Source organism: Clostridium beijerinckii HUN142 (assembly GCF_000621745.1).
Taxonomy (GTDB): Bacteria; Bacillota; Clostridia; order Clostridiales; family Clostridiaceae; genus Clostridium; species Clostridium beijerinckii_A.
The window spans coordinates 229,849-248,868 of sequence record NZ_KK211336.1 but is presented as its reverse complement, the minus strand read 5'-3'; the positions used below and the strand labels follow the sequence as shown (position 1 = coordinate 248,868).

The 19,020-nt window shown below is 30.2% G+C and carries 17 protein-coding genes and 1 pseudogene; 6 read left to right on the top strand and 12 right to left on the bottom strand.

The window, feature by feature from the left end:
- Nucleotides 1-189: 189 nt before the first annotated feature.
- The 3 genes and pseudogenes from T483_RS31910 to T483_RS0122405 all read right to left on the bottom strand — a co-directional run.
- Nucleotides 190-639, bottom strand: a pseudogene (locus tag T483_RS31910) (SDR family oxidoreductase); the annotation flags it as partial.
- A gap of 184 nt (nucleotides 640-823) precedes the next feature.
- Nucleotides 824-1,666: a nitroreductase family protein gene (locus T483_RS0122410; protein WP_026888834.1), complete on the bottom strand. Its 843-nt coding sequence runs from the start codon at nucleotides 1,664-1,666 to the stop codon at nucleotides 824-826.
- Between the two features lie 63 nt (nucleotides 1,667-1,729).
- Nucleotides 1,730-1,909 (bottom strand): hypothetical protein, encoded by a 180-nt coding sequence (locus T483_RS0122405; RefSeq protein ID WP_023973766.1) that lies wholly within the window; start codon nucleotides 1,907-1,909, stop codon nucleotides 1,730-1,732.
- Nucleotides 1,910-2,108: 199 nt separating this feature from the next.
- Between T483_RS0122405 and T483_RS29700 the strand changes: the two genes are divergently transcribed.
- Complete coding sequence (locus T483_RS29700) at nucleotides 2,109-2,690, top strand: TetR/AcrR family transcriptional regulator (protein ID WP_051560517.1); 582 nt, start codon at nucleotides 2,109-2,111, stop codon at nucleotides 2,688-2,690.
- 407 nt (nucleotides 2,691-3,097) lie between these two features.
- Here T483_RS29700 and T483_RS0122395 read toward each other — a convergent pair whose 3' ends face one another.
- Nucleotides 3,098-3,985, bottom strand: coding sequence for a LysR family transcriptional regulator (locus T483_RS0122395; protein WP_026888833.1), 888 nt, complete (start codon nucleotides 3,983-3,985; stop codon nucleotides 3,098-3,100).
- A 129-nt stretch (nucleotides 3,986-4,114) separates the two neighbouring features.
- Here T483_RS0122395 and T483_RS0122390 point away from each other — a divergent pair, with 129 nt between their 5' ends.
- Nucleotides 4,115-4,726 carry a LysE family transporter gene (locus T483_RS0122390; RefSeq protein WP_026888832.1) on the top strand — a complete coding sequence of 204 codons (612 nt, stop codon included), beginning with the start codon at nucleotides 4,115-4,117 and terminating at the stop codon, nucleotides 4,724-4,726.
- Between the two features lie 274 nt (nucleotides 4,727-5,000).
- Here T483_RS0122390 and T483_RS0122385 read toward each other — a convergent pair whose 3' ends face one another.
- Nucleotides 5,001-5,729, bottom strand: coding sequence for an SDR family NAD(P)-dependent oxidoreductase (locus T483_RS0122385; RefSeq protein ID WP_242841910.1), 729 nt, complete (start codon nucleotides 5,727-5,729; stop codon nucleotides 5,001-5,003).
- A 125-nt stretch (nucleotides 5,730-5,854) separates the two neighbouring features.
- Here T483_RS0122385 and T483_RS0122380 point away from each other — a divergent pair, with 125 nt between their 5' ends.
- Entirely contained in the window at nucleotides 5,855-6,748 is an 894-nt protein-coding gene (locus tag T483_RS0122380) for a LysR family transcriptional regulator (protein ID WP_026888830.1), read from the top strand.
- A gap of 270 nt (nucleotides 6,749-7,018) precedes the next feature.
- Here T483_RS0122380 and T483_RS0122375 read toward each other — a convergent pair whose 3' ends face one another.
- Nucleotides 7,019-7,981 carry an alpha/beta hydrolase gene (locus T483_RS0122375; protein ID WP_080697124.1) on the bottom strand — a complete coding sequence of 321 codons (963 nt, stop codon included), beginning with the start codon at nucleotides 7,979-7,981 and terminating at the stop codon, nucleotides 7,019-7,021.
- A 180-nt stretch (nucleotides 7,982-8,161) separates the two neighbouring features.
- On the opposite strand from T483_RS0122375, the gene T483_RS0122370 reads away from it, so the two are divergent.
- Entirely contained in the window at nucleotides 8,162-8,620 is a 459-nt protein-coding gene (locus tag T483_RS0122370; RefSeq protein ID WP_012059364.1) for a MerR family transcriptional regulator, read from the top strand.
- A 660-nt stretch (nucleotides 8,621-9,280) separates the two neighbouring features.
- Here T483_RS0122370 and T483_RS29695 read toward each other — a convergent pair.
- From T483_RS29695 to T483_RS0122345, 5 genes are all read right to left on the bottom strand, one after another.
- Nucleotides 9,281-9,463, bottom strand: a complete 183-nt coding sequence (locus T483_RS29695; RefSeq protein ID WP_035790501.1) for a hypothetical protein — start codon at nucleotides 9,461-9,463, stop codon at nucleotides 9,281-9,283.
- A 119-nt stretch (nucleotides 9,464-9,582) separates the two neighbouring features.
- On the bottom strand, nucleotides 9,583-11,550 hold the full coding sequence (locus T483_RS0122360) for a class I tRNA ligase family protein (RefSeq protein ID WP_026888828.1): 1,968 nt from the start codon (nucleotides 11,548-11,550) through the stop codon (nucleotides 9,583-9,585).
- Between the two features lie 657 nt (nucleotides 11,551-12,207).
- Nucleotides 12,208-12,681: a hypothetical protein gene (locus T483_RS0122355; RefSeq protein ID WP_026888827.1), complete on the bottom strand. Its 474-nt coding sequence runs from the start codon at nucleotides 12,679-12,681 to the stop codon at nucleotides 12,208-12,210.
- Between the two features lie 184 nt (nucleotides 12,682-12,865).
- A complete protein-coding gene (locus T483_RS30285; protein WP_051560516.1) occupies nucleotides 12,866-13,483 on the bottom strand; it encodes a hypothetical protein in 618 nt (205 codons plus the stop codon).
- 261 nt (nucleotides 13,484-13,744) lie between these two features.
- Nucleotides 13,745-14,110, bottom strand: a complete 366-nt coding sequence (locus T483_RS0122345; protein WP_026888826.1) for a hypothetical protein — start codon at nucleotides 14,108-14,110, stop codon at nucleotides 13,745-13,747.
- Between the two features lie 438 nt (nucleotides 14,111-14,548).
- Between T483_RS0122345 and T483_RS0122340 the strand changes: the two genes are divergently transcribed.
- On the top strand, nucleotides 14,549-14,773 hold the full coding sequence (locus T483_RS0122340; protein WP_026888825.1) for a DUF1659 domain-containing protein: 225 nt from the start codon (nucleotides 14,549-14,551) through the stop codon (nucleotides 14,771-14,773).
- Between the two features lie 287 nt (nucleotides 14,774-15,060).
- Nucleotides 15,061-15,279: a DUF2922 domain-containing protein gene (locus T483_RS0122335; protein WP_012059376.1), complete on the top strand. Its 219-nt coding sequence runs from the start codon at nucleotides 15,061-15,063 to the stop codon at nucleotides 15,277-15,279.
- 334 nt (nucleotides 15,280-15,613) lie between these two features.
- Here the strand turns inward: T483_RS0122335 and T483_RS0122330 are convergent, their stop codons facing one another.
- Nucleotides 15,614-18,793: a hypothetical protein gene (locus T483_RS0122330; RefSeq protein WP_026888824.1), complete on the bottom strand. Its 3,180-nt coding sequence runs from the start codon at nucleotides 18,791-18,793 to the stop codon at nucleotides 15,614-15,616.
- Between the last annotated feature and the right edge of the window lie 227 nt (nucleotides 18,794-19,020).

Below are 19,020 nucleotides of genomic sequence, written 5' to 3'. Positions count from 1 at the left end.
AACGTATTAAAATATCCTAGTAATGCAACAATAAGCTTTACTAGGATTAAATTTATTTCTTATCCCTAATTTTACCCAAACTTACTCATTATCCTTTATTTGTGATATGGTTCACTATTAATTATTCTAAACCTCCTTTAATATTTCCTATCTATAATTAAATGGATTTGAATCAGTCTAAATTAATGATTACAAATTTCTCTCTATCACTTCTCCTAAATGTTCCACCAAGACATCAGGAGAAAAAGGCATTCCATTTATAAACCACCATTCTATCAATCCTACTATAGCTTGCCCAAGAAATTGCTTGCCAGCATCTTTCCTTAATCCTGAATTTACTCCTTCTGTAACATTTACTTCATCCTCTAATTTATAAGTAACTAAATCAATGAAGCGATTTCTAAAATAAGGGGCACCTTTACTAGCTCCAGGCGCTATCGTATTCGCTCTTATACCTCTAGTTCCTAATTCTTTTGCTAAATATCTAGTGAAGACTTCTACTGAACCTTTCGCAGCAGCATAAAGTCTGGAACCTGGAGATGTAAAACGAGTTAATCCTGTTGAAGTGTTCACAATCCCACCTTTGTCAGCAATAAGCGGAATTAGTTTCTGTGTCAAAAAGAAAACTCCTTTAAAATGATCTCAATGAAAATTTAGACCTTATTCATACCAAAATAGTGAAGTATACATCTCCTAACGCGGCGCAAATTATTAACGAAGAAAGAAAAAAAGTTCATGAAGAAAAATGTGAAAATAACTTGCTATAGTAATCAATATCTCTTACATATTCAACATATATTTCATTTATAGCAAATTCGCTTCCCTATTTTCTAACCCAAGAAATAATATATTTTTTATTATCTTGAGATGAAAGCTTAAGTTTCTCCCTATGTCCCTCTAACCCTAATTCTGCTGAAGTTAACTCAAAATGACACATAGCTATGCCAATATCTATCTTGTGCATATCATTATAACTATCACTTTTTGAGTCTTTACTTCGTTCTAAATAGAAATCGTATGAATTAGAACTTTTAATTATTCTCCAAGGTTGCTTGTTTGCTGCTGAAGGCGCAAGCCTTACCATTTGAAGGGGAATAAAATACTCTAAGCTTTCCAGCTCCTTTAAAGGTGTATTGAAATCTACATCAAAGAATAGTTTAGACCAGGCTTTTCTATTTTTAGAACCTGCCATAAACCTAACGAAAGTATCCATACCTCTTCTTGCTTCACTAGGATACCCTACAGGTATAACTATTGGAAGGATTTCATTATCTTTAAGCTCCATAACCTCTGCAAATTGACCTTTATTAAAGGTACCGCCTAGCCAACATGTACCCAAATTTAAATCAGTTGCATACAGCACTGCTCTTTCCAATAAATATCCTAAATCAACTAATGCATTATCTGATTTTGAAATTGATGAGACTATAAAGGTAGAAGTTCCTTTTATAATACCATAGGTTCCAAGCTTTAAATCTGAATCTTTAGAGTTTATCATCTTAACTCGTATATTTGTGCAAAAAGGTGCTTTAACCTGATTTATGACATCCATTATGCTATCGCCTATTGTTTTGTCCAAAGGCACCCCATTATATGACCTCATAGATGTTCTTGCTTTAATAACTTCTGTAATTGGCTTCTTGAAAATCGGATTATCTAAATTCATATTTCAGCACTCCCACCCTTTTTATTTTATAGTAAGTCCGCATTTGAATTGCTAGGTTGCGTGCTAAGAATGTAACTTTAACTTAGATATTAATCCTTTAGTTATGAATTTAACTGCACCAGCCTGACAATATGTTTCATTAAGATATGATTGTGATTTATGAAACTCTCGACATGCTTTACAATTCCCGTGATTTTTACAGCTTTTATTTATGCATTTACAGTTTGGATTTATAGTTGACATATTTAACCCCCTAGAAATAAATATTTATTTCAAACAATTATTATAGCTACACATATTGCAAAGCCAACTCGTGTTGCTTATAATGATTATAAAATTAGCTTATACATTTTTCAACCAACAAAATTGATAAAGTGTTGCTTACATAAAACTAAATCTGCAATATGAGTTTAACTAAAATTCTTTTAAATGAGGTAATGATATGTCAGTAAATATAAATAATCCTAGAGTAAAAAGAACCCATGATCTTATTATCAACGCTTTTATTTCACTAGTTACTAAAAAAGGCTTTGACTCCATTACAGTTAAGGATATTACTACCGCAGCCACCATAAACCGTGCAACCTTCTATGCACATTTTACAGATAAATATGCACTACTGGACACCGTCATAGTAGAGAAATTCTCTGAGATCTTTTCCCATAAACTACTAGGCGAGATGCGCCTAAATGAGAATACTATACGTAGCCTCATTCTTTGCGTTTGTGAGTACTTTGAAATGGTAAAAAGCATCTGCAAGTGCGGTTTTGCCTCTATTTTACCTTTAATAGGAGATAAAATATCTTGTGAGCTATATTCCATAATCTATGAGATGCTAATAAAAGACCATGAATTAGCTGAAAATGAACAAATACGAGCCCAATTAGTTGCAACAATGATGAGCACTTCCATTTATAATGTAACTTACAAATGGGAAGTTCAGAATAGACCACTCCCTCAAGAAGTTCTAATTTCTGAGATTATTGGGTTTGTTTCTACAGGTATGGGTACTTTAAAAAGATGAAAAGAACATTATATCAAATAGTGTTCTTTTCATTTTTTATAGGCTCTTTGCAATGAATTTTCTATTCTGTTTGTCTCTATATTGTCTATAAATTAAATAAAACTTACCATATTACTTTCTTATATGGTAAGTTCCTTTATTCTAATTCATTTTCATTATTTGGCCTTAATAAATTTATCACTCACTTATGACATGGTTCACCGTATCAATAGCAAGTGATAACTCTTTTTCCTTTATCATCTATATAAAAAGTTCTTTCGTTGAAAAATAAAGAATTCTTATTTAGATGCTTCTTATCATTCCATTTTTAACTGTTACGTCATATAAAAATGTTAATGTTTAATTAAATAAGAAAACACTAAGAACACAAAATACATACCTTTGTTATTTGAATTCAAAATATTATATTAACTATTCATCATTTCTTTACTCAAATTTATAAAAGCTCTTAATGCCCTTGAACCCCACTTATCTCTATGATATACCATTTGCGTAGTCAAATAAAAGGAATCTTGCCACCACTGAAGTTCTCTTAATTGCTTTCGTTTCAACTCCTCCTGAGCAGCAATCTTGGGAAGCAGGGTTATTCCAAGCCCGCTCATTGTCAATTGTTTGATTGATTGGATACTTCCCATTTCCATTATTGATTTCGGAGTTACCCCAGCATCATTGAGACTTCGTTCAAAAAGATTTCGGTATCCGCAGCCTTTTTCTGCAACAATTATGTTATAGTCAGCAATATCTTCAGGATAAACATGTTTCTTGAAAGCAAGTGGATGTCCTGGAATTGCTAATAAAACTAAAGGTTCAGGAAATTCCAATTCTGTGATTAAATCAGAATCATTTATTTTCTGACCAATAATAAAGGCAACATCAATCTGATTTTCTCTTATCAATGTTTTACATTTATTATTACCTTCCATTTTTAAAAGGATTTCAATTTCCGGATAGCGGTCATGAAATTCTTTTAATAGAGGAGGAAGCCTAACAGCGCAAAGTGATTCATTAGCCCCTATTGTCAAAGTTCCCTTTACTACATCTGATGTACTTAAATTACTTTTTGCTTCATCACAAAGCTTAATTATTTGTTTAGCATAAACAAGAAACTGTTCTCCTTCTGAAGTCAAAGATATATTTTTCCCTAATCTTTCAAACAAATTAACACCTAATTCTTTTTCCAACTGTTGTATCTGAGCAGTGATAGCAGATTGTGAATATCCTAGTTCAAATGCTGCTTTTGTAAAATTACTCAGCTTAGCTACGGTAATAAATGCATTTAATTGACGAAATTCCATTTGTATATGCCTCCAAATCAATCATTTATTTTGATTGTTACAATTTAAACTATTGATTTCACTAATTGTTAGTAGCATGATATCATATTACTACTATCTTTTCAAATTAAATCATTAAGGAGGTCAGCTATGTTCAATTTATCTGCACTTTTATCTTATGTTCTTGTTTCAACTTTTACACCTGGTCCAAATAATATTATGTCTATGACAAATGGTACTAACTTTGGATATAAAAAAACATTCAAATTTGTTCTAGGTGCTACAACTGGTATGGCTGTGATCATGTTATTGTGTGGTTATCTTAACTTATTTTTATTTAAACTTCTTCCTAACATAAAGTTGTCTATGGAGGTATTTAGTTCAGCATACATAATATATTTAGCTATCAAGATACTCAAAAGTAATTCTAACCCAAATGCAATTAATGATTACAGCATCTACACATTTAAATCTGGAATTCTTATGCAATTCATGAATCCCAAAACAATACTTTATGGTATAACGGCAACTTCAATTTTTATAATCCCCTATTATAAATCGAGCATAATATTATACTTATTTGCTATATTCCTTGCATTCGTAGGATTTATATCAATGTCCTGCTGGACTCTTTTTGGTGCATTATTTCAAAAAATTCTTAGCCATCATAGAAAGTTATTCAATATTGTTATGGCATCTCTCCTAATATATTGTGCATTATCAGTTCCCGATTTTAAACTTCTAATTCATTTATTTATCTGATGTCTAGACGGAGTACCACTTTGAATTATTAAAATGTGCATTAAAAAAATGGTATAGCTTTTATTTCAGGCGAAGCATTTTTCCCAAATGGCGGTCATAAAAATACCTTACGCTTGAACTATACAAATATTAATGAAGAGAAAATAAGAGAAGGAATTATGATTCACCGTATCCATTAATAAGTGATACTCCATTTTCCTTACTCTCTTATTATATTTAGGCACAATCAAATAACAAGTCCATTTGCCAGTGTCTTTTTTATTGACAAAATAAACTATACTAAATTTTTATAGTCAGCTAGCTTACCTTCAAAATTGATAACTTGACCATTGTGATTTTTTTCATCCAAAGCTAAACCTGCAATCCATTCTGCAGCTTCTTCAGGCATTTTTACACCCTTTCCTGTTGTATGATTATTCAAATCAGTTGAAACGGCACCGGGCATCACTGCAAATATCTGTACCGGAAGAGCAATCTCATCAATGCTAATTCCCCAAGACTTTGTCATTATATTAAGTGGTGCTTTTCCAGTTAGATATGCAAAAGGGTTCATATTAGGAAATGGCATTGGTTCAATTGGAATTGAAACATTGACTATTTTGCCATGGTTCTCTATAAGAATGGGTAATAATCCTTTCGACAGCTCAAATGGACCAAGAAAATCTACTGTATAAGTTTCTAAAAGCTCTTCTTTTGTAAATTCCCAGCTAGGGCGTTTAATAAGTGGTCCAGGTATGCCTGCATTATTAACCAATAAATTAAGCTTTTTATATTCATTTGAAACTCGCTGTACTGCCTCTTTTATACTTTCACTATCTGAATAATCTATTTTTATTAAATCAACAGGACCATACTTAGCGAGTTTTGTTATTGCATTCTTGCCACGGCTTTCATCTCGAGCACCAACTAAAACGTGATATCCTTCTTTTAACAATTTTTTAGAAATTTCAAAACCTATTCCTTTGTTGGAACCAGTAACTAATGCTGTTTTCATAGTAAGCATCTCCTTTTTTTAACTTGTGTTTCTTTAGTATAGTTCTAATATTAATGTATAATCGCTTGATTTGGAAGTTCAAATAGGTTAGCATGGCATTAACTAAAAGTTTATGCAAAAAGGAGATTCTTTAAATGAATGAACAATTGAATGCTTTTATTCAGGTAGCAGAGTCTGGTAGCTTTTCCAAGGCTGCTGAAAAACTGTTTGTTTCCCCAACGGCTGTGATGAAACAGATTAATTCCCTTGAGAAGGAAGTGGGTGTACCTCTTTTCATTCGCACCAACCATGGTGTTGAACTGACCGATGCAGGAAAATCCTTCAATAAGGATGCAGAATTTATTTTGCAGTATTTTCAAGAAGCACTACTGCGTACACGTAATACAACGCATGTAGATAAGCATATTATTCGGGTTGGGACCTCTATACTTAATCCCTGTAAGGTTTTACTGGATCTTTGGAATGAAATCAGTAATAAACATCCCCAGTTCGAGATAAAAATTGTCCCTTTTGAGGATGATGCATATACATTACCAAACACTTATCGTAACATTGGCAAACATTTTGATTTCATAGTAGGACCATTCCTCACAGAAAATTGGAATGATTATTCCCATAAACTTAAGCTAGGAACTTACCATTTTTGCTTTGCTGTATCTCGCAAACATCGGCTGGCTTCTAAGAAAAAACTTTCTGTAACAGATTTGTATGGAGAAAAGTTGGTTGTAATAAAAGGTGGAACTAGTGCATCCATTGATGAAATCAGTGAATTTTTCATAAAGAACCATCCTGAAATTCATATTAAAAGTGTTCCTCGTCTTTATGATATTGATGTATTCAATCGCTGCGGGCAAAATAACCTTATCCTCTTAACATTAGATGCCTGGTCAGATATTCATCCCTCATTAGTGACCATCCCTAGCGATTTGGATTTCACTATACCTTATGGCTTGTTCTATCCCTTAAATCCATCCAAGGATGTGATTGAGTTTTTAGAAATAATAAAAGAAATGCAAACTAATCATTAATTTTAAACAATACTGCCTTCTAATGTATTGCTGATATTTCCGATATTTTAGTGTCTTAAAGCATTTTTTCTCAGCATAGTAATCTTCCATATTTTTTACACTAGAAAAAGCCTTAATCACTGTTTCACCGGTAATTAAGGCTTGTTGTCCAATCACATAATCTTTTAAATTTAGAAATATTTCAGAACTGACACTTTCTATCATCTGATAACTTTATAATAGCCAATGTATTAAATATTATAAGTACTTCCTTTTTAAAGCTGTCCTTAATTATAGATTTTCCCCAAAAAACTCTCCAAGTTTATTAACTGCTTGATTAACATACTCAGGTACATCATACATTGCGATATGTGTCGCACCTTTTACTTCAAATAATTCTTTTGGACTATTTGCCAATTCAATTGCATTTTCGCTAAATCCTTTTGTATTAGCTTCACTTCCTACTATTGCTAAAATAGGCTGTGTTAATAATGTTGGCACAAATCCGAATGCTGAAAATGCTATAATCTTATCAAGACTAGTAAATAGTAATTTATTTGTTGAATTTGGGTGTTGTGCACGAGGTGTACGATAATAATCATATGCTTCTTTCATAAGCACCATTGGATTAGCTTTTGCTTCCTCTTCTGTATTAGGAACATATGTGATATATAAAGAATCTTCTCCGTTGGTCTGTGCGCTACGCATAGCTGCAACCTTATTTAATGTTTCTAATGTTGCTTCTAAGCCACCTGGCATACCATCTCCTCTAAAACCAGCACCAATATCAAATGCACTTATTGTAGCAACTGCCTTAATTCTTTTTTCTGTCAAAGCAGCATTAATGGAGTATCCACCACCTGCACAGATACCAAGTACTCCTACCTTTTCCATATCAACATAAGAAAGTGTACTAAGATAGTCTATAGCACTGCGAATATCTTCTACTCTTTCTGTAGGATTTTCAAGATAGCGAGGTTCTCCACCGCTTTCTCCCTGATGTGATGCGTCAAACGCTAGTGCAATGTATCCCATTTCTGCCATTCTCTTCGAATAAAGACCTGATACTTGTTCCTTTACTGCTCCACCTGGATGAACAGCCACAATTGCTGGATATTTCTTGCTTTCATCAAAGTTTTCTGGAGTGTATAAATCCCCCTTCATTTCTATATTAGCATTTTTAAATGTTACATGTTTCATCATAACAACTCTTTCCTCTCTGTTAAACTTTTTATAATTTCCATAACTAATCATTTGAACTGGTCGTTTTATTCCCTCCTTAAATCGGCTCTAAATTTTATTTGTTATGCTATGTTTCATATTTTCTTAATCCATATTTCTTGACTTTTCAATAAATTTAGATTAAGCTTATTCATATAATACACCCTAAAGTTAACTTTAGGTCAATACCTAAAATTAGAAAGGAGCCTACAAATGGAATATACTATAGGTGAAGTGGCAAAAATCATGAACCTTTCAGTACCAACACTGCGCTATTATGATAAAGAAGGACTTCTTCCTTTATTAGAAAGAACAGAACGTGGTATCCGAAGATTCAATGACAACGATATAAGCTGGCTCAATATGATTGAATGTTTGAAAAATACAGGAATGCAGATTAAAGATATCAAGACATTTTTTGAAGGGTACGTGGAAGGCGATTCTAGTATTGAAAAACGATATAAAATGTTCTTAGAAAGAAAGGCAGAAGCAGAAAAACGAATTGAAATTCTTCAGAAATCTTTGGAGTTAATAAATTATAAATGTAATTACTACAAAACTGCTTTAGAAGCTGGAACTACTGATATCCCCGAACTTCAGCAAGCATGCAGTGAACATGATGCTCCTAATAATCATAAGCTCTTTAAAGATGTTGTTTGCAAGGAATATTAGAATTACAAACAATACCAGGTACTTTTCTTTCTCCTGGTATTTCATCCATTTATTTTTATATATTATCCTGCTGTGTCACTTATACATATCTCTCACATCTTCAATTTCTCAATTCATAATCTTCTTATTTGATTATTTTTCTATTGCTTTTCTTAGTACTTTAACAGTTTCCTTTGAGCATTCCATTTTCAAGATTTAAATAATCTCTGTTACAGTTGATTTCTTTTACAATTACTGCTTCTACCTATCGTGATTATATTAATACGGAAATTTGTTAACTGGTCAGAAGCAAAAGGTCGTAATGATTTATTCTATCAAACAATTTATCAATGTTCAGCTTGCATTGCAGTTACAATTTTTTTGTGGAATATTTTAAAATATTTATTTTCTTATTGATTTAGTCTATTTATTATAGAGTATAGAGCTTCATATTGGCTTTAATTAGTATGAAGCTCTACACTCTTAAATATTTATATTTGCTTATATAGTATGATTATAATTATGCTTCAAAAAAACCTCCGTTACTTGTGGTACGGTTCACCCTTAATTATTCTAAACCTTAATCAGTATTCTTTGTACTTTTATCTACTCACATCAACTTCCTATTATAGACATTATAAGAATACAATCCTATTGTCATCTATAAGACTATATAACCCATTATAATCTTTTTTTCATACAAGGAACAACACTACGAAATATATCTGCTAGATGTAAACTATACAAATTATCATCATGTATTAAAAGCGAATCTTCATTCCAAAAAGAGCCAGTAAATTTTCCTTTTCGAAATTCATGATAACATGTGCCTTTTCTATTTGACTCAGTACAACAATATTTCACTAGAAACCACCCTAACAAATAATTAATCTAATCCGATATTGTTCCAACACACTCTAATAAAACAATATCTGAATTAGATTAATTACAACATAAATTGTAAAAACCATATCATTTTTCCATTAATATTGATATTCCATTTTCTTAAAGAAATCTACTTTGGGTTCAAGAAATTTAAACTTATGGTTATCAGCATCTTCAAAATAAGAAGTAATAGGTTCAAATACTTTATCCCAATTCCATAGTTCATCATCTATATTTAGATAATCTTTAAACATTTCACATCCTTCTGGTGCTATAGGGTGTATTAGTACTGCTATAACTTTGCAAGCGTAAAAACAATCTGCTATTACGTTTCTTTTTAATTCCTCATTTTTAATATTACTAGCCCAATGTTTATTTACTTCCCTTATATAATCGTCGAGAACATATGCTATTCTATGAAAATCTTGATTATACATATGTCTTTCATATTCTAATACTGCTTTTTCTGTTAATTCTTTAATTTTTTTGCTTACCTCTTCTTTAGGAATATCTTCATTAAGACTTTGTAGAGTATAAAAACATGAGCGAATGAGTCTATTAAATACATTGGTTAAAAGGTTTCCTTCTTTTAATACTGGATCCGCTCCTACTTTTTCTTCTTCCTTCATGTAAACTTGTGGCTTAAAGCCAACGCTTTTTGAAGATAATCCAAGACTCATAAAGTGCATGCGTAATTGATCCTTCGTATAAAACTTTAATAATTCATCTGCCATTGGTGGCTTAATATCTGAACTGCTGCTTGCTTTTTTATCCATAAATAAAATGTGCTTATTAGAAACAATGTGTGGCAAATTTAGCTTAGTAACATCTACATTTTCACCCTTAGCCACCTTTAAGCCAATAAACATGGCCATTTCAGCAATTGAATAAAAATATATATTATCTTCCCCTATAAATTGATATACCATTGAATCATCAGCATCCCACCAATTACTCCACTCTTCAGGACTCTTATCTATTGACTCCAAATATGCTTTTGTAAAAGAAATTGGAGCCCATAAGGATTCTGGCCACACCCAGAATGTTAAATTTTTTAAATCTTCTTTATCTGGTACTTTTACTCCCCACTCTATATTTCCTGACAATCTAAAAGGAACCAATGTCTTACCACTAGTATAGTTAATATTTAAATTATCCAATATTTCTTTTGCTTTATCTCTATCCTCTAGTGTTTGGAAAATAAACGCTAGTGAAGATTTTTTCTCTTCATCTATAGTTTCATGGCTTGGAAATTTAGCTTCTAGCTCATTTACATCCTTTATATATTTTCTTGGAACATATATTAATGGCTTCTTTAAAAATTCATCTATAGTGTTAATTTCATACTTTCGTCTATTAGTATTCTTCTTTAAAAACTCATTAAGTTCCTTCATTATATCCATGGATTCATCTAATGTAAAATACCAATTATCTACACTTTTTAATATTGGTTTATTTCCTGATAAAGTGCTAATGGGATTAATTAATTCTGATGCCATATATTGATGCCCTAATGAACATTCCTCTGCATAAGCTTTATCAGAGTTACATCCGGCTATTGGACATTTTCCTATTACTTGCCTTCCATTAAGAAAGATTTTCTTATCTTCATCATAAAATTGCAGTGCTGACATCTTTTTTATATAACCATTTTTAAATAAAGTATTAAATATTTCTTCTGAAACTTCATTATGAAATTCTCCTGTCCTTCCAATGGCTGAAGCTCCAAAAATATTTAAGCTGATATTGTAATCTTCTAAGGTTTTCTTTTGACTCAAATGATTTGCCTTAACATAGTCCTCCATAGTATTTTCGTATCCATTTTCCTTTAGCTTTCTATAACTTTCAAGAATAGGTGAACCATAACAATCTGTACCAGATACAAAAATAACATTTTCTTTCCCTATTCTGTCTCTTAAAAATCTTGCAAATATATCTGCATGAATGAACATTCCTCCAACATGGCCAAAATGAAGATTCTTATTTCCATAAGGCATTCCAGCTGTTACTACAGCCTTCTTTGGAAATGTTGGTCTTTCGTTTTTTTCTATTCTTTTACTTATCATAAACTTTTCACTCCTTAAGTTTCTAAATTTCATACTTGAGATAATCGAAAAATAAAATATCCATGATATTTTAAACTTATAATTTTTTATATGCTTAATTTTAAAGTCAAAAAAGCCCCTGTAGAAAATATATCTACAGGGGCGAAACTTCTATTTCGCGATGCCACCCTTTTCCCTAAAATGTCACCATTTTAGGCTCTTCAAGTACACCATCTCCCTAAAATTATAGGTTGAATCATACTCTGGTTCTGTAACGTGAACTTACGTCATAGCATCACTTATAATTAATTTTTATCTTATAGCTAGGCATCCGTAACATCATATCTTCTTCAAATGTGAGTTATAGGTTGCACTCTCTAAGATAAGTTAAACTAAATTTAGCGAAAATAAAATTCCACCTGAAAAGTTTTACTTTATAAGATCCGTATGCAGCTCCGAGACTTGTTTCATTATGATTTCATAATTTCCTCACACCAAATGGAAACTCTCTGAGTATTCCCTCATAATTACTCTTCTCTTCATAGCTTTTATTTTTGTATAATTATATACCTTATATTGTTAAGTGTCAATTATATTGTTTAATAGTTTTTCATCTATTTTAAATATTTATAACTTTTTATTATATAGATGTGCGATGCAATAATTTTCAACCAGCAATTATTCATACGGCTCATCTATAACCCAAGGAATTTCACAAAATAATTGAAGTTCAAAATACGATTCATAACCAGAAAGATTTCGCAAACTTGGATGTAATTCTTTTGTAAAATAAAACTCTACCTCATCAGTTAACGTACTTGTGTTAAATACCTTCTTTCCATTTTCTGAAACAGTTTCAGCATTATCAGGTTTTTCTAATATGTTACCCCTAATTAAATAATTTACATCATATAGGAATATATTATCAGCAACTTTATCCAGCTTATAAGCGCATATAGGTGTTTCTGGAACAATAAATAAGCTCTCTAAAAAATCTATAAAAACTTTAGGCAAATGCCTTATTCCATAATAATAATTTCTACAATCTGAACAACATTCACGTAAACTATCTATATATAACTGTGAATAATAATTTTTAGTTTTTTCCTTATCAATTTCTATTTTCCAACCTTCAAAAATAATACTCTTCAACTCATCACCTTCAGCAAATAATTTACAATAACTACTATGTTAATATCGCTATTTCAAACTTATGATTTCTTTTAGTCAAGCTTAAAATTCTCCTCCTCCACAAATTAAATTAAATCATTTTATATTAAAATCCCATAATGATTTATATCAGTTCATCAATTAGCTACATGTCATTCAGATTATATTACACAAGGTTTAAAGAAAACCATTTTTCAAATTGCTGTACCATCAAATCAGTATATGTTCTTGCATGTTTACTGATATGATTATATAAAGGCCCTTTAGAGAATTTAATTAAATCATTTCTAACTAATTTTAGTTTTTCGATTAAAATATCCCTATCACACTCAACAAAGTAAATCTCACTTGACTGTTTTGTCTTAAAATCATCAGACCATATACGAATGTTGTTTCCAACATACTCAAAGCAGGGATATGGATCGTGTCCTAACCATGGTGATGATTTATCAATAACTGCAGCTAATACTTCATTCCAACTTTCCAAACCGCAACAACAGCTTGGAAATATATTTCTATTTTCTCCAACAAATAATATTCCTCCTGCTATTACTATTTCAACTTCCTCTAAAACTTCTTTCATAACTAATTCTGTATCCTGCTCAATGTTAATATTATTATAGCCTAATAATTCAATTAAAAATAATTCCACATCGTTTTCTGATGAATCCCCATCTAAAACAACAAATTCTCTCCTCTGGATCTTGTCATCAATCCAACTTGGAGCCTTATAATATGGATTTTGAACTATAGCTTTAACCTCTAACAATTTACAACTATTCATCTATTTCACCTTCATATGCATAACAGCTTATTCCATTCCTTTATTCATATTTTAATTCATCCTAACAACATATTTTCAAAATATAATACTGTTCAATTCTCAAAGAACAAGTTGTTTTTGTCCACCTGAATCCCAAATTCGTGGTATTGGCATAATTAATATCTGAGCAATAAGTTAAATTATTGCTCTTTCCATATCCATTTTAGAATATACACACATTATCTATTATATTAAGCTTCACACTTTTTAAATTTGGATTGATTATAGCAACCCAAATCTTATTATATCTTCAAGTTTATTAATTGTAATTTCTTCCTCATTGGTAAGCACATAATTTTTATTAATCATTGTATTAATTAACAACTTACTCTCTATACTCTGTTTTAATATTTCCTCTAACGTTAAAAATGCTTCTCCTAAAGTAATATCACCATTTTCTATATTTTTAGAAAAAATTGCTTCTTTAACAACTGAATTATTTAATTTAGAATAATACTTAATTGTATAAATTGGCTTCAAATATTCCCTGTCTTCGTCATTAAAATTAGTCGCTATATCTACTGCATACTGCTTTATATTATGAATTTCATCGTTATCTTTTCTACTATTAAATAATCCAAATAGCATAATTATTCCACCTCTTTATATCATTAAATTCATGCCACGAACTTCTCATTATAAACATTGTAAGAATACAGGCTTATCATTATCCATAATACTATATAACCCATTATAATCTAATTTTTTCATACATGGAATAATTATCTAATTATACAAGAAATAAATATGACAATATTCGTTTATGCTACCACATTATAAATCTCTTAAATATTTTCTTTATCACTAGCATTATTAACCTCTATCTTCTCTAATTCTTCACTAAGAATCATGTGTTTTTTTGCAATACTTCATGGCTCATACGGCATAAATGATTCTTGCCACTAATAGAACTCATCCATCTAACAGCATAGTGCTAAATTGACAAATAATTTTCATCTATTTATGTAATAAATAAAATTCATCCATATATCCTTTATGAAAACAAAGTAAAGGAGGTAATGAAACATGGCTGTAACAAAAACTATTGACTCTGCTTCTCTTAGTATTGAGGTTCAAAAAGGTCTAGACAAGGCTGGAGACCCAATTTATACCAAGAAAACTTTCTCAGGTATCAAAACAGATGCTACACCTGAAAATGTCTATGCTATTGCAGATGCAATTAAAGGTGTATTAGAAGCTAACACTAGAGATTACTTTATTAATGAATCTTCTAGTTTAGCAAATGCTTAAGCAGATAAGTGAGATAAGAGTGAGAGTCCAAATCTATGATTGGACTTCTCGAACTTAGTTAAATCGGTTAAGCAGGCATATCAAAAGTGAGAACCGAAAAGTGATGCTCCAAATTTTACATTTGGTAAGCAGAACTTTCTCTATGAGCATTTTATATTTCGCTCTTCGAACTTTCCCTGTAGGCATCTATGATTTGATAATGATCTCTTACTCTGTGAGTACTCCTAAAACTATAGGAGTAGGAGTAGTTTCCTTAACTCTAAACTTAATGAAAGGTGGTGAATTAAATGGAATATACTTTAGCTATGACTTTTTTAACTTCTGCTGGTGAAAAAAGCACTTTAAGTGTTTCTGGTGTTAAAACTACTCTTACAAAAGATGAAGTTAACGCACTTATGGACACTATAATTTCAAAAAATGTTTTTAAAACTAAGGCTGGCGATCTAGTTAAGAAATCCGGTGCTCAGGTTACTCAAAGACAAGTTACTAAATATGAAGTAGCTTAAAAATAAGGACTGCAATAAGATTGATATTTTTTATCTTATTGCAGTCCTTAAATTTATGAAACTTCTTAAAAGTTAAGGTGTATTTTTACAAGGTTGTTCTATTTCTGCATATCACGAGCTTGTCTTGGAAACATACAAAAGTAATTAGATTCTGACTGTATTACTCCACATCTATATTTATTATAGCCCAAATAAATGAATTTGCTATCCTTATCCTGACTATCCAATTGCCCTAAATTCAGCGTTATTTATATCTGGATATTCTGAATTTATTTTAACCAAATCATTTTCGAGTAAGTTAACTTTATTTTTCAAAACGCTGATTAGGTTATTTTTATCTTTTATCTTTTATCTTTTCTTTAGTTTTATTTTGAATTTCATTTAATACATCTATCTTTTGCTGCAATTCTGAAAATAAAGCACTTTCTTCCTTAAAGTATTGGCTTTGTTTTGCTTCTTCAACTAATGACTTTTCCATATTTATTATGTTCATTTCATTTACAAGCTTTGAAGATTGCCCTTTCCACATATCTAAACTAAATATGCTTTTTAAGGTTCCTACCTTGTTTTTAGTTTCATCTATTTCTTTTTGAACCATTTCCAGTTTATTTATAGTACTGCTATACTCCGCATATGAGTTTAGATATACTTTTTTATCAGAGCTTAACACAATATCTTTAAACTTATAATTATATTTTGCATGTTCTTCCCATAATGTATTAATAGCTCTAGACACTTGTTCTGATTTAGCAGCAAGTTCATCTCTTTCTTTTGTATAATTATTTAAGATATTTTCCTGCAATCTTTTTTGTATGGTAATTTTGTCAAAATTCCCTTTTTCTCTTTTCCATAATTCAATCATAGTATCATAGTTATCAAAGTTTATTTTTGTTTTTTCTATAGCTACATTAGTAATTATGGTTTGCATTATAAATAAAGGTACTAACTCTAATTGCTGTTTTTTATGTTGAGTAAGCAAAAATCCTCCATTTACAATAAAAAGTATTACCATAAAAGGCCCGCTGAAAAAGCTTAATAATGATGAAGCCCCAGTATATACCCCATATGAAAAAGTTGTTCCTAGTAAATGTGAAATTCCGAAAATTATACTTGAAACTGCACTAAATGCTGAAAATCCCCCAACAGTTATAGTAGTAGATAAAAATACAAAGGGGGCTGATCTTATGGCTGCTTTAACTGTACTTTCAGAAGTACTTTTCAAATGTAACTCGTCATAAATTTCTTTTTTAGCTTTTTCACTTAACCTTTGAAAATTATTATAAATGTTATCAATTAATTCCTGCTGTACTTTTATATCTCCACTATCATATTTATTTTTAAAATCCTCTAGTACTTTTTCTAAATAATATGTACCTATGGCTTCTAACTTTGAGCCTCCACCTTTGAAATCTTTTTTTCCTTCTAATATTGAATATCCTGCATTTACTATTTCATCTAAAGTTTCAACAAAACTTCTTCTTTCATAAATGTTTTTATATTCAATATCAGTTAATTTAATTAATCTATAATAAATTTTTAATCTTACTTCCTCATCTGATAAATGATTCAATTCTCGTGCTTTTTTATGTATAAATTCCATGAACTTATCTTCATTAGATTGTGATAGTAATTCCTTAGACTTACTAATTAAAATTGAGGAAATATTGGTCTTAGTAAGCATTGTATATAAAATTCTAAGTTGCTCTGCTTCTAATCCTAAAAAGCCTCTATAAAATGCTACGTGTTTACCTTCCTTAATGCTCTTCTCTTTTAATACCTTCTTGAAGGTTCTTATTCTTTCATTAGTTTCTTTCACGCCCTCACTATATTCATTTAAATTATTATGAAAGCTCTTATCCTCTTCAACTAATTTTTCTTTAACATCTGTCTTTTGAATATTTAATAATCTTTCTTCTTCTTTATCATAAGAATACTCACTTTTTTCTAGAACATCTTGATACTCCCTGGTTAATTCAAAAGAATTTTTATAAGCTTGTCTTAATTTTTCTATCCCTTCATGCAGCTCTTTTTCTTTTCTCTTTAACTCTTCATCTCTCTTTATAGCTTCAATTTTAGCTGTTTCTTCTATTTCCTTAAGTTGTTTTTTTAGTTCAAAGTTCTCTTTTTCAACCTTAATAAGCTTTTCTTCCTTATTTTTAAGAGACGCATTTGATTCATTACGCTCTTTACGTAATATTTCAATCTTTTCAACATTAGCTTTATAAGCTTCTTTTATATTTTCTAGTTCTTTATTCTTTTCAAGAATCGTATTAGTTAATATTCTATCACGATTTTCTAAATAACCTTTTTCACTTTGCAAATCATCTATACTTATTTTAAGTAAATTTATTTCTTTAGACTGTTGCCTTAACTCATCTACTTTTGCTTTTAGTTCATTTATTTCATTTTCTTTTGAATGTATTTTTTGTCTAATATTATTTAATTCTTCTTTTTCTTTTAAATATGTATCTTCTTTACTTTTTAACTCATTAATTTTGTCATCTAAGTCCCTTTTGTGCTGCTCCTTAATTCTTTTTACCTCAATATCATACTCTTTAATCCCTTTAGTTAAAATAGAATCCATTGATTCTAGTTTTTCTTTTTCAGCTTTTATTTTTTCAATTTCCTTTTGTAATTCTAATTTATCCTTAGATTCTTCTTTGAAATCATCTATCTTACTTTTTAATTCTGCTATTTCATTATTCTTTATTAAAATTTCATTCTTAACTGCTGCTAATTCAGCCTCATTAGAAGCTTTTTCAGATTCTCTATGTTCCTTTTTAAATTTCTCAATTTTTTCTTGGAGATCAATTTTATATTTCTTTTTTATAGTCTCTATTTCTTTATCATGCTCTTTAATCTTCTTTTCTAATAACTCATCTTTTTCTTTTAATTCAAGTCTTTCCACATTTATATTATCTATTTCTTTGTTTAACTTAAATAACTGATCAGCCTTATCCTTCTCTGAATCCTTAAGCTGCTTTATCTTTAATTTCAATTCAGATATTTTCTTATTCTTTTCTGAAATCTTCTTTTTTACCTCAGTTAATTCTTTTTTTTCATTATTAAAATTATTTGGATTTATAAACTTGATTTTACTACTATCAATAGAACTTTTATTTTTTATATCTTGAAGATACCAGATAAGAATGTTATGCATAATCTCTAAAAGTTCAGTGGGCGTCCTTTTTGTTTCTTCTTCTATTACAGCCTCAGGATGAAGTACATAATTCCCATTAAGTCTTATAATATTAAATTCTCTATACACTTTTGAGAACTTTACTTCAGAAACAGTTATGAGTTCACCCATTATTCCATAATAAGTTCCACTATTATCTGCACTTTTGTAAAATTCATTCCTGACTTTTATTAAAACAGTTTCCGCTATTGATCTTAAACACATAATTGTTGCATCAGGAAAACTTTGATATACAAATTCCGCCTTCTTTAAATTTTCGTAGCATTCTTCTATATCTGTCCCCTTTACATATTCAAAATTACTTTCTCTCGTCATAAGTACGTCTCCCCTAAATGATTGATACTTTTTCCTTTACTTATATATATTTTACACACACTATTGATTTTCCTCTTTACACACCGCAATTTTCAAACCTAATATAATTCCTCTCATGACGAATTCCCATTTAATTTATAAATATAAGCATGAAAATAGTATATATATGTTGCAATTCACATTTCACAATTACAGCTAAAATTCTTGTAATATTTTTGGAATTATGA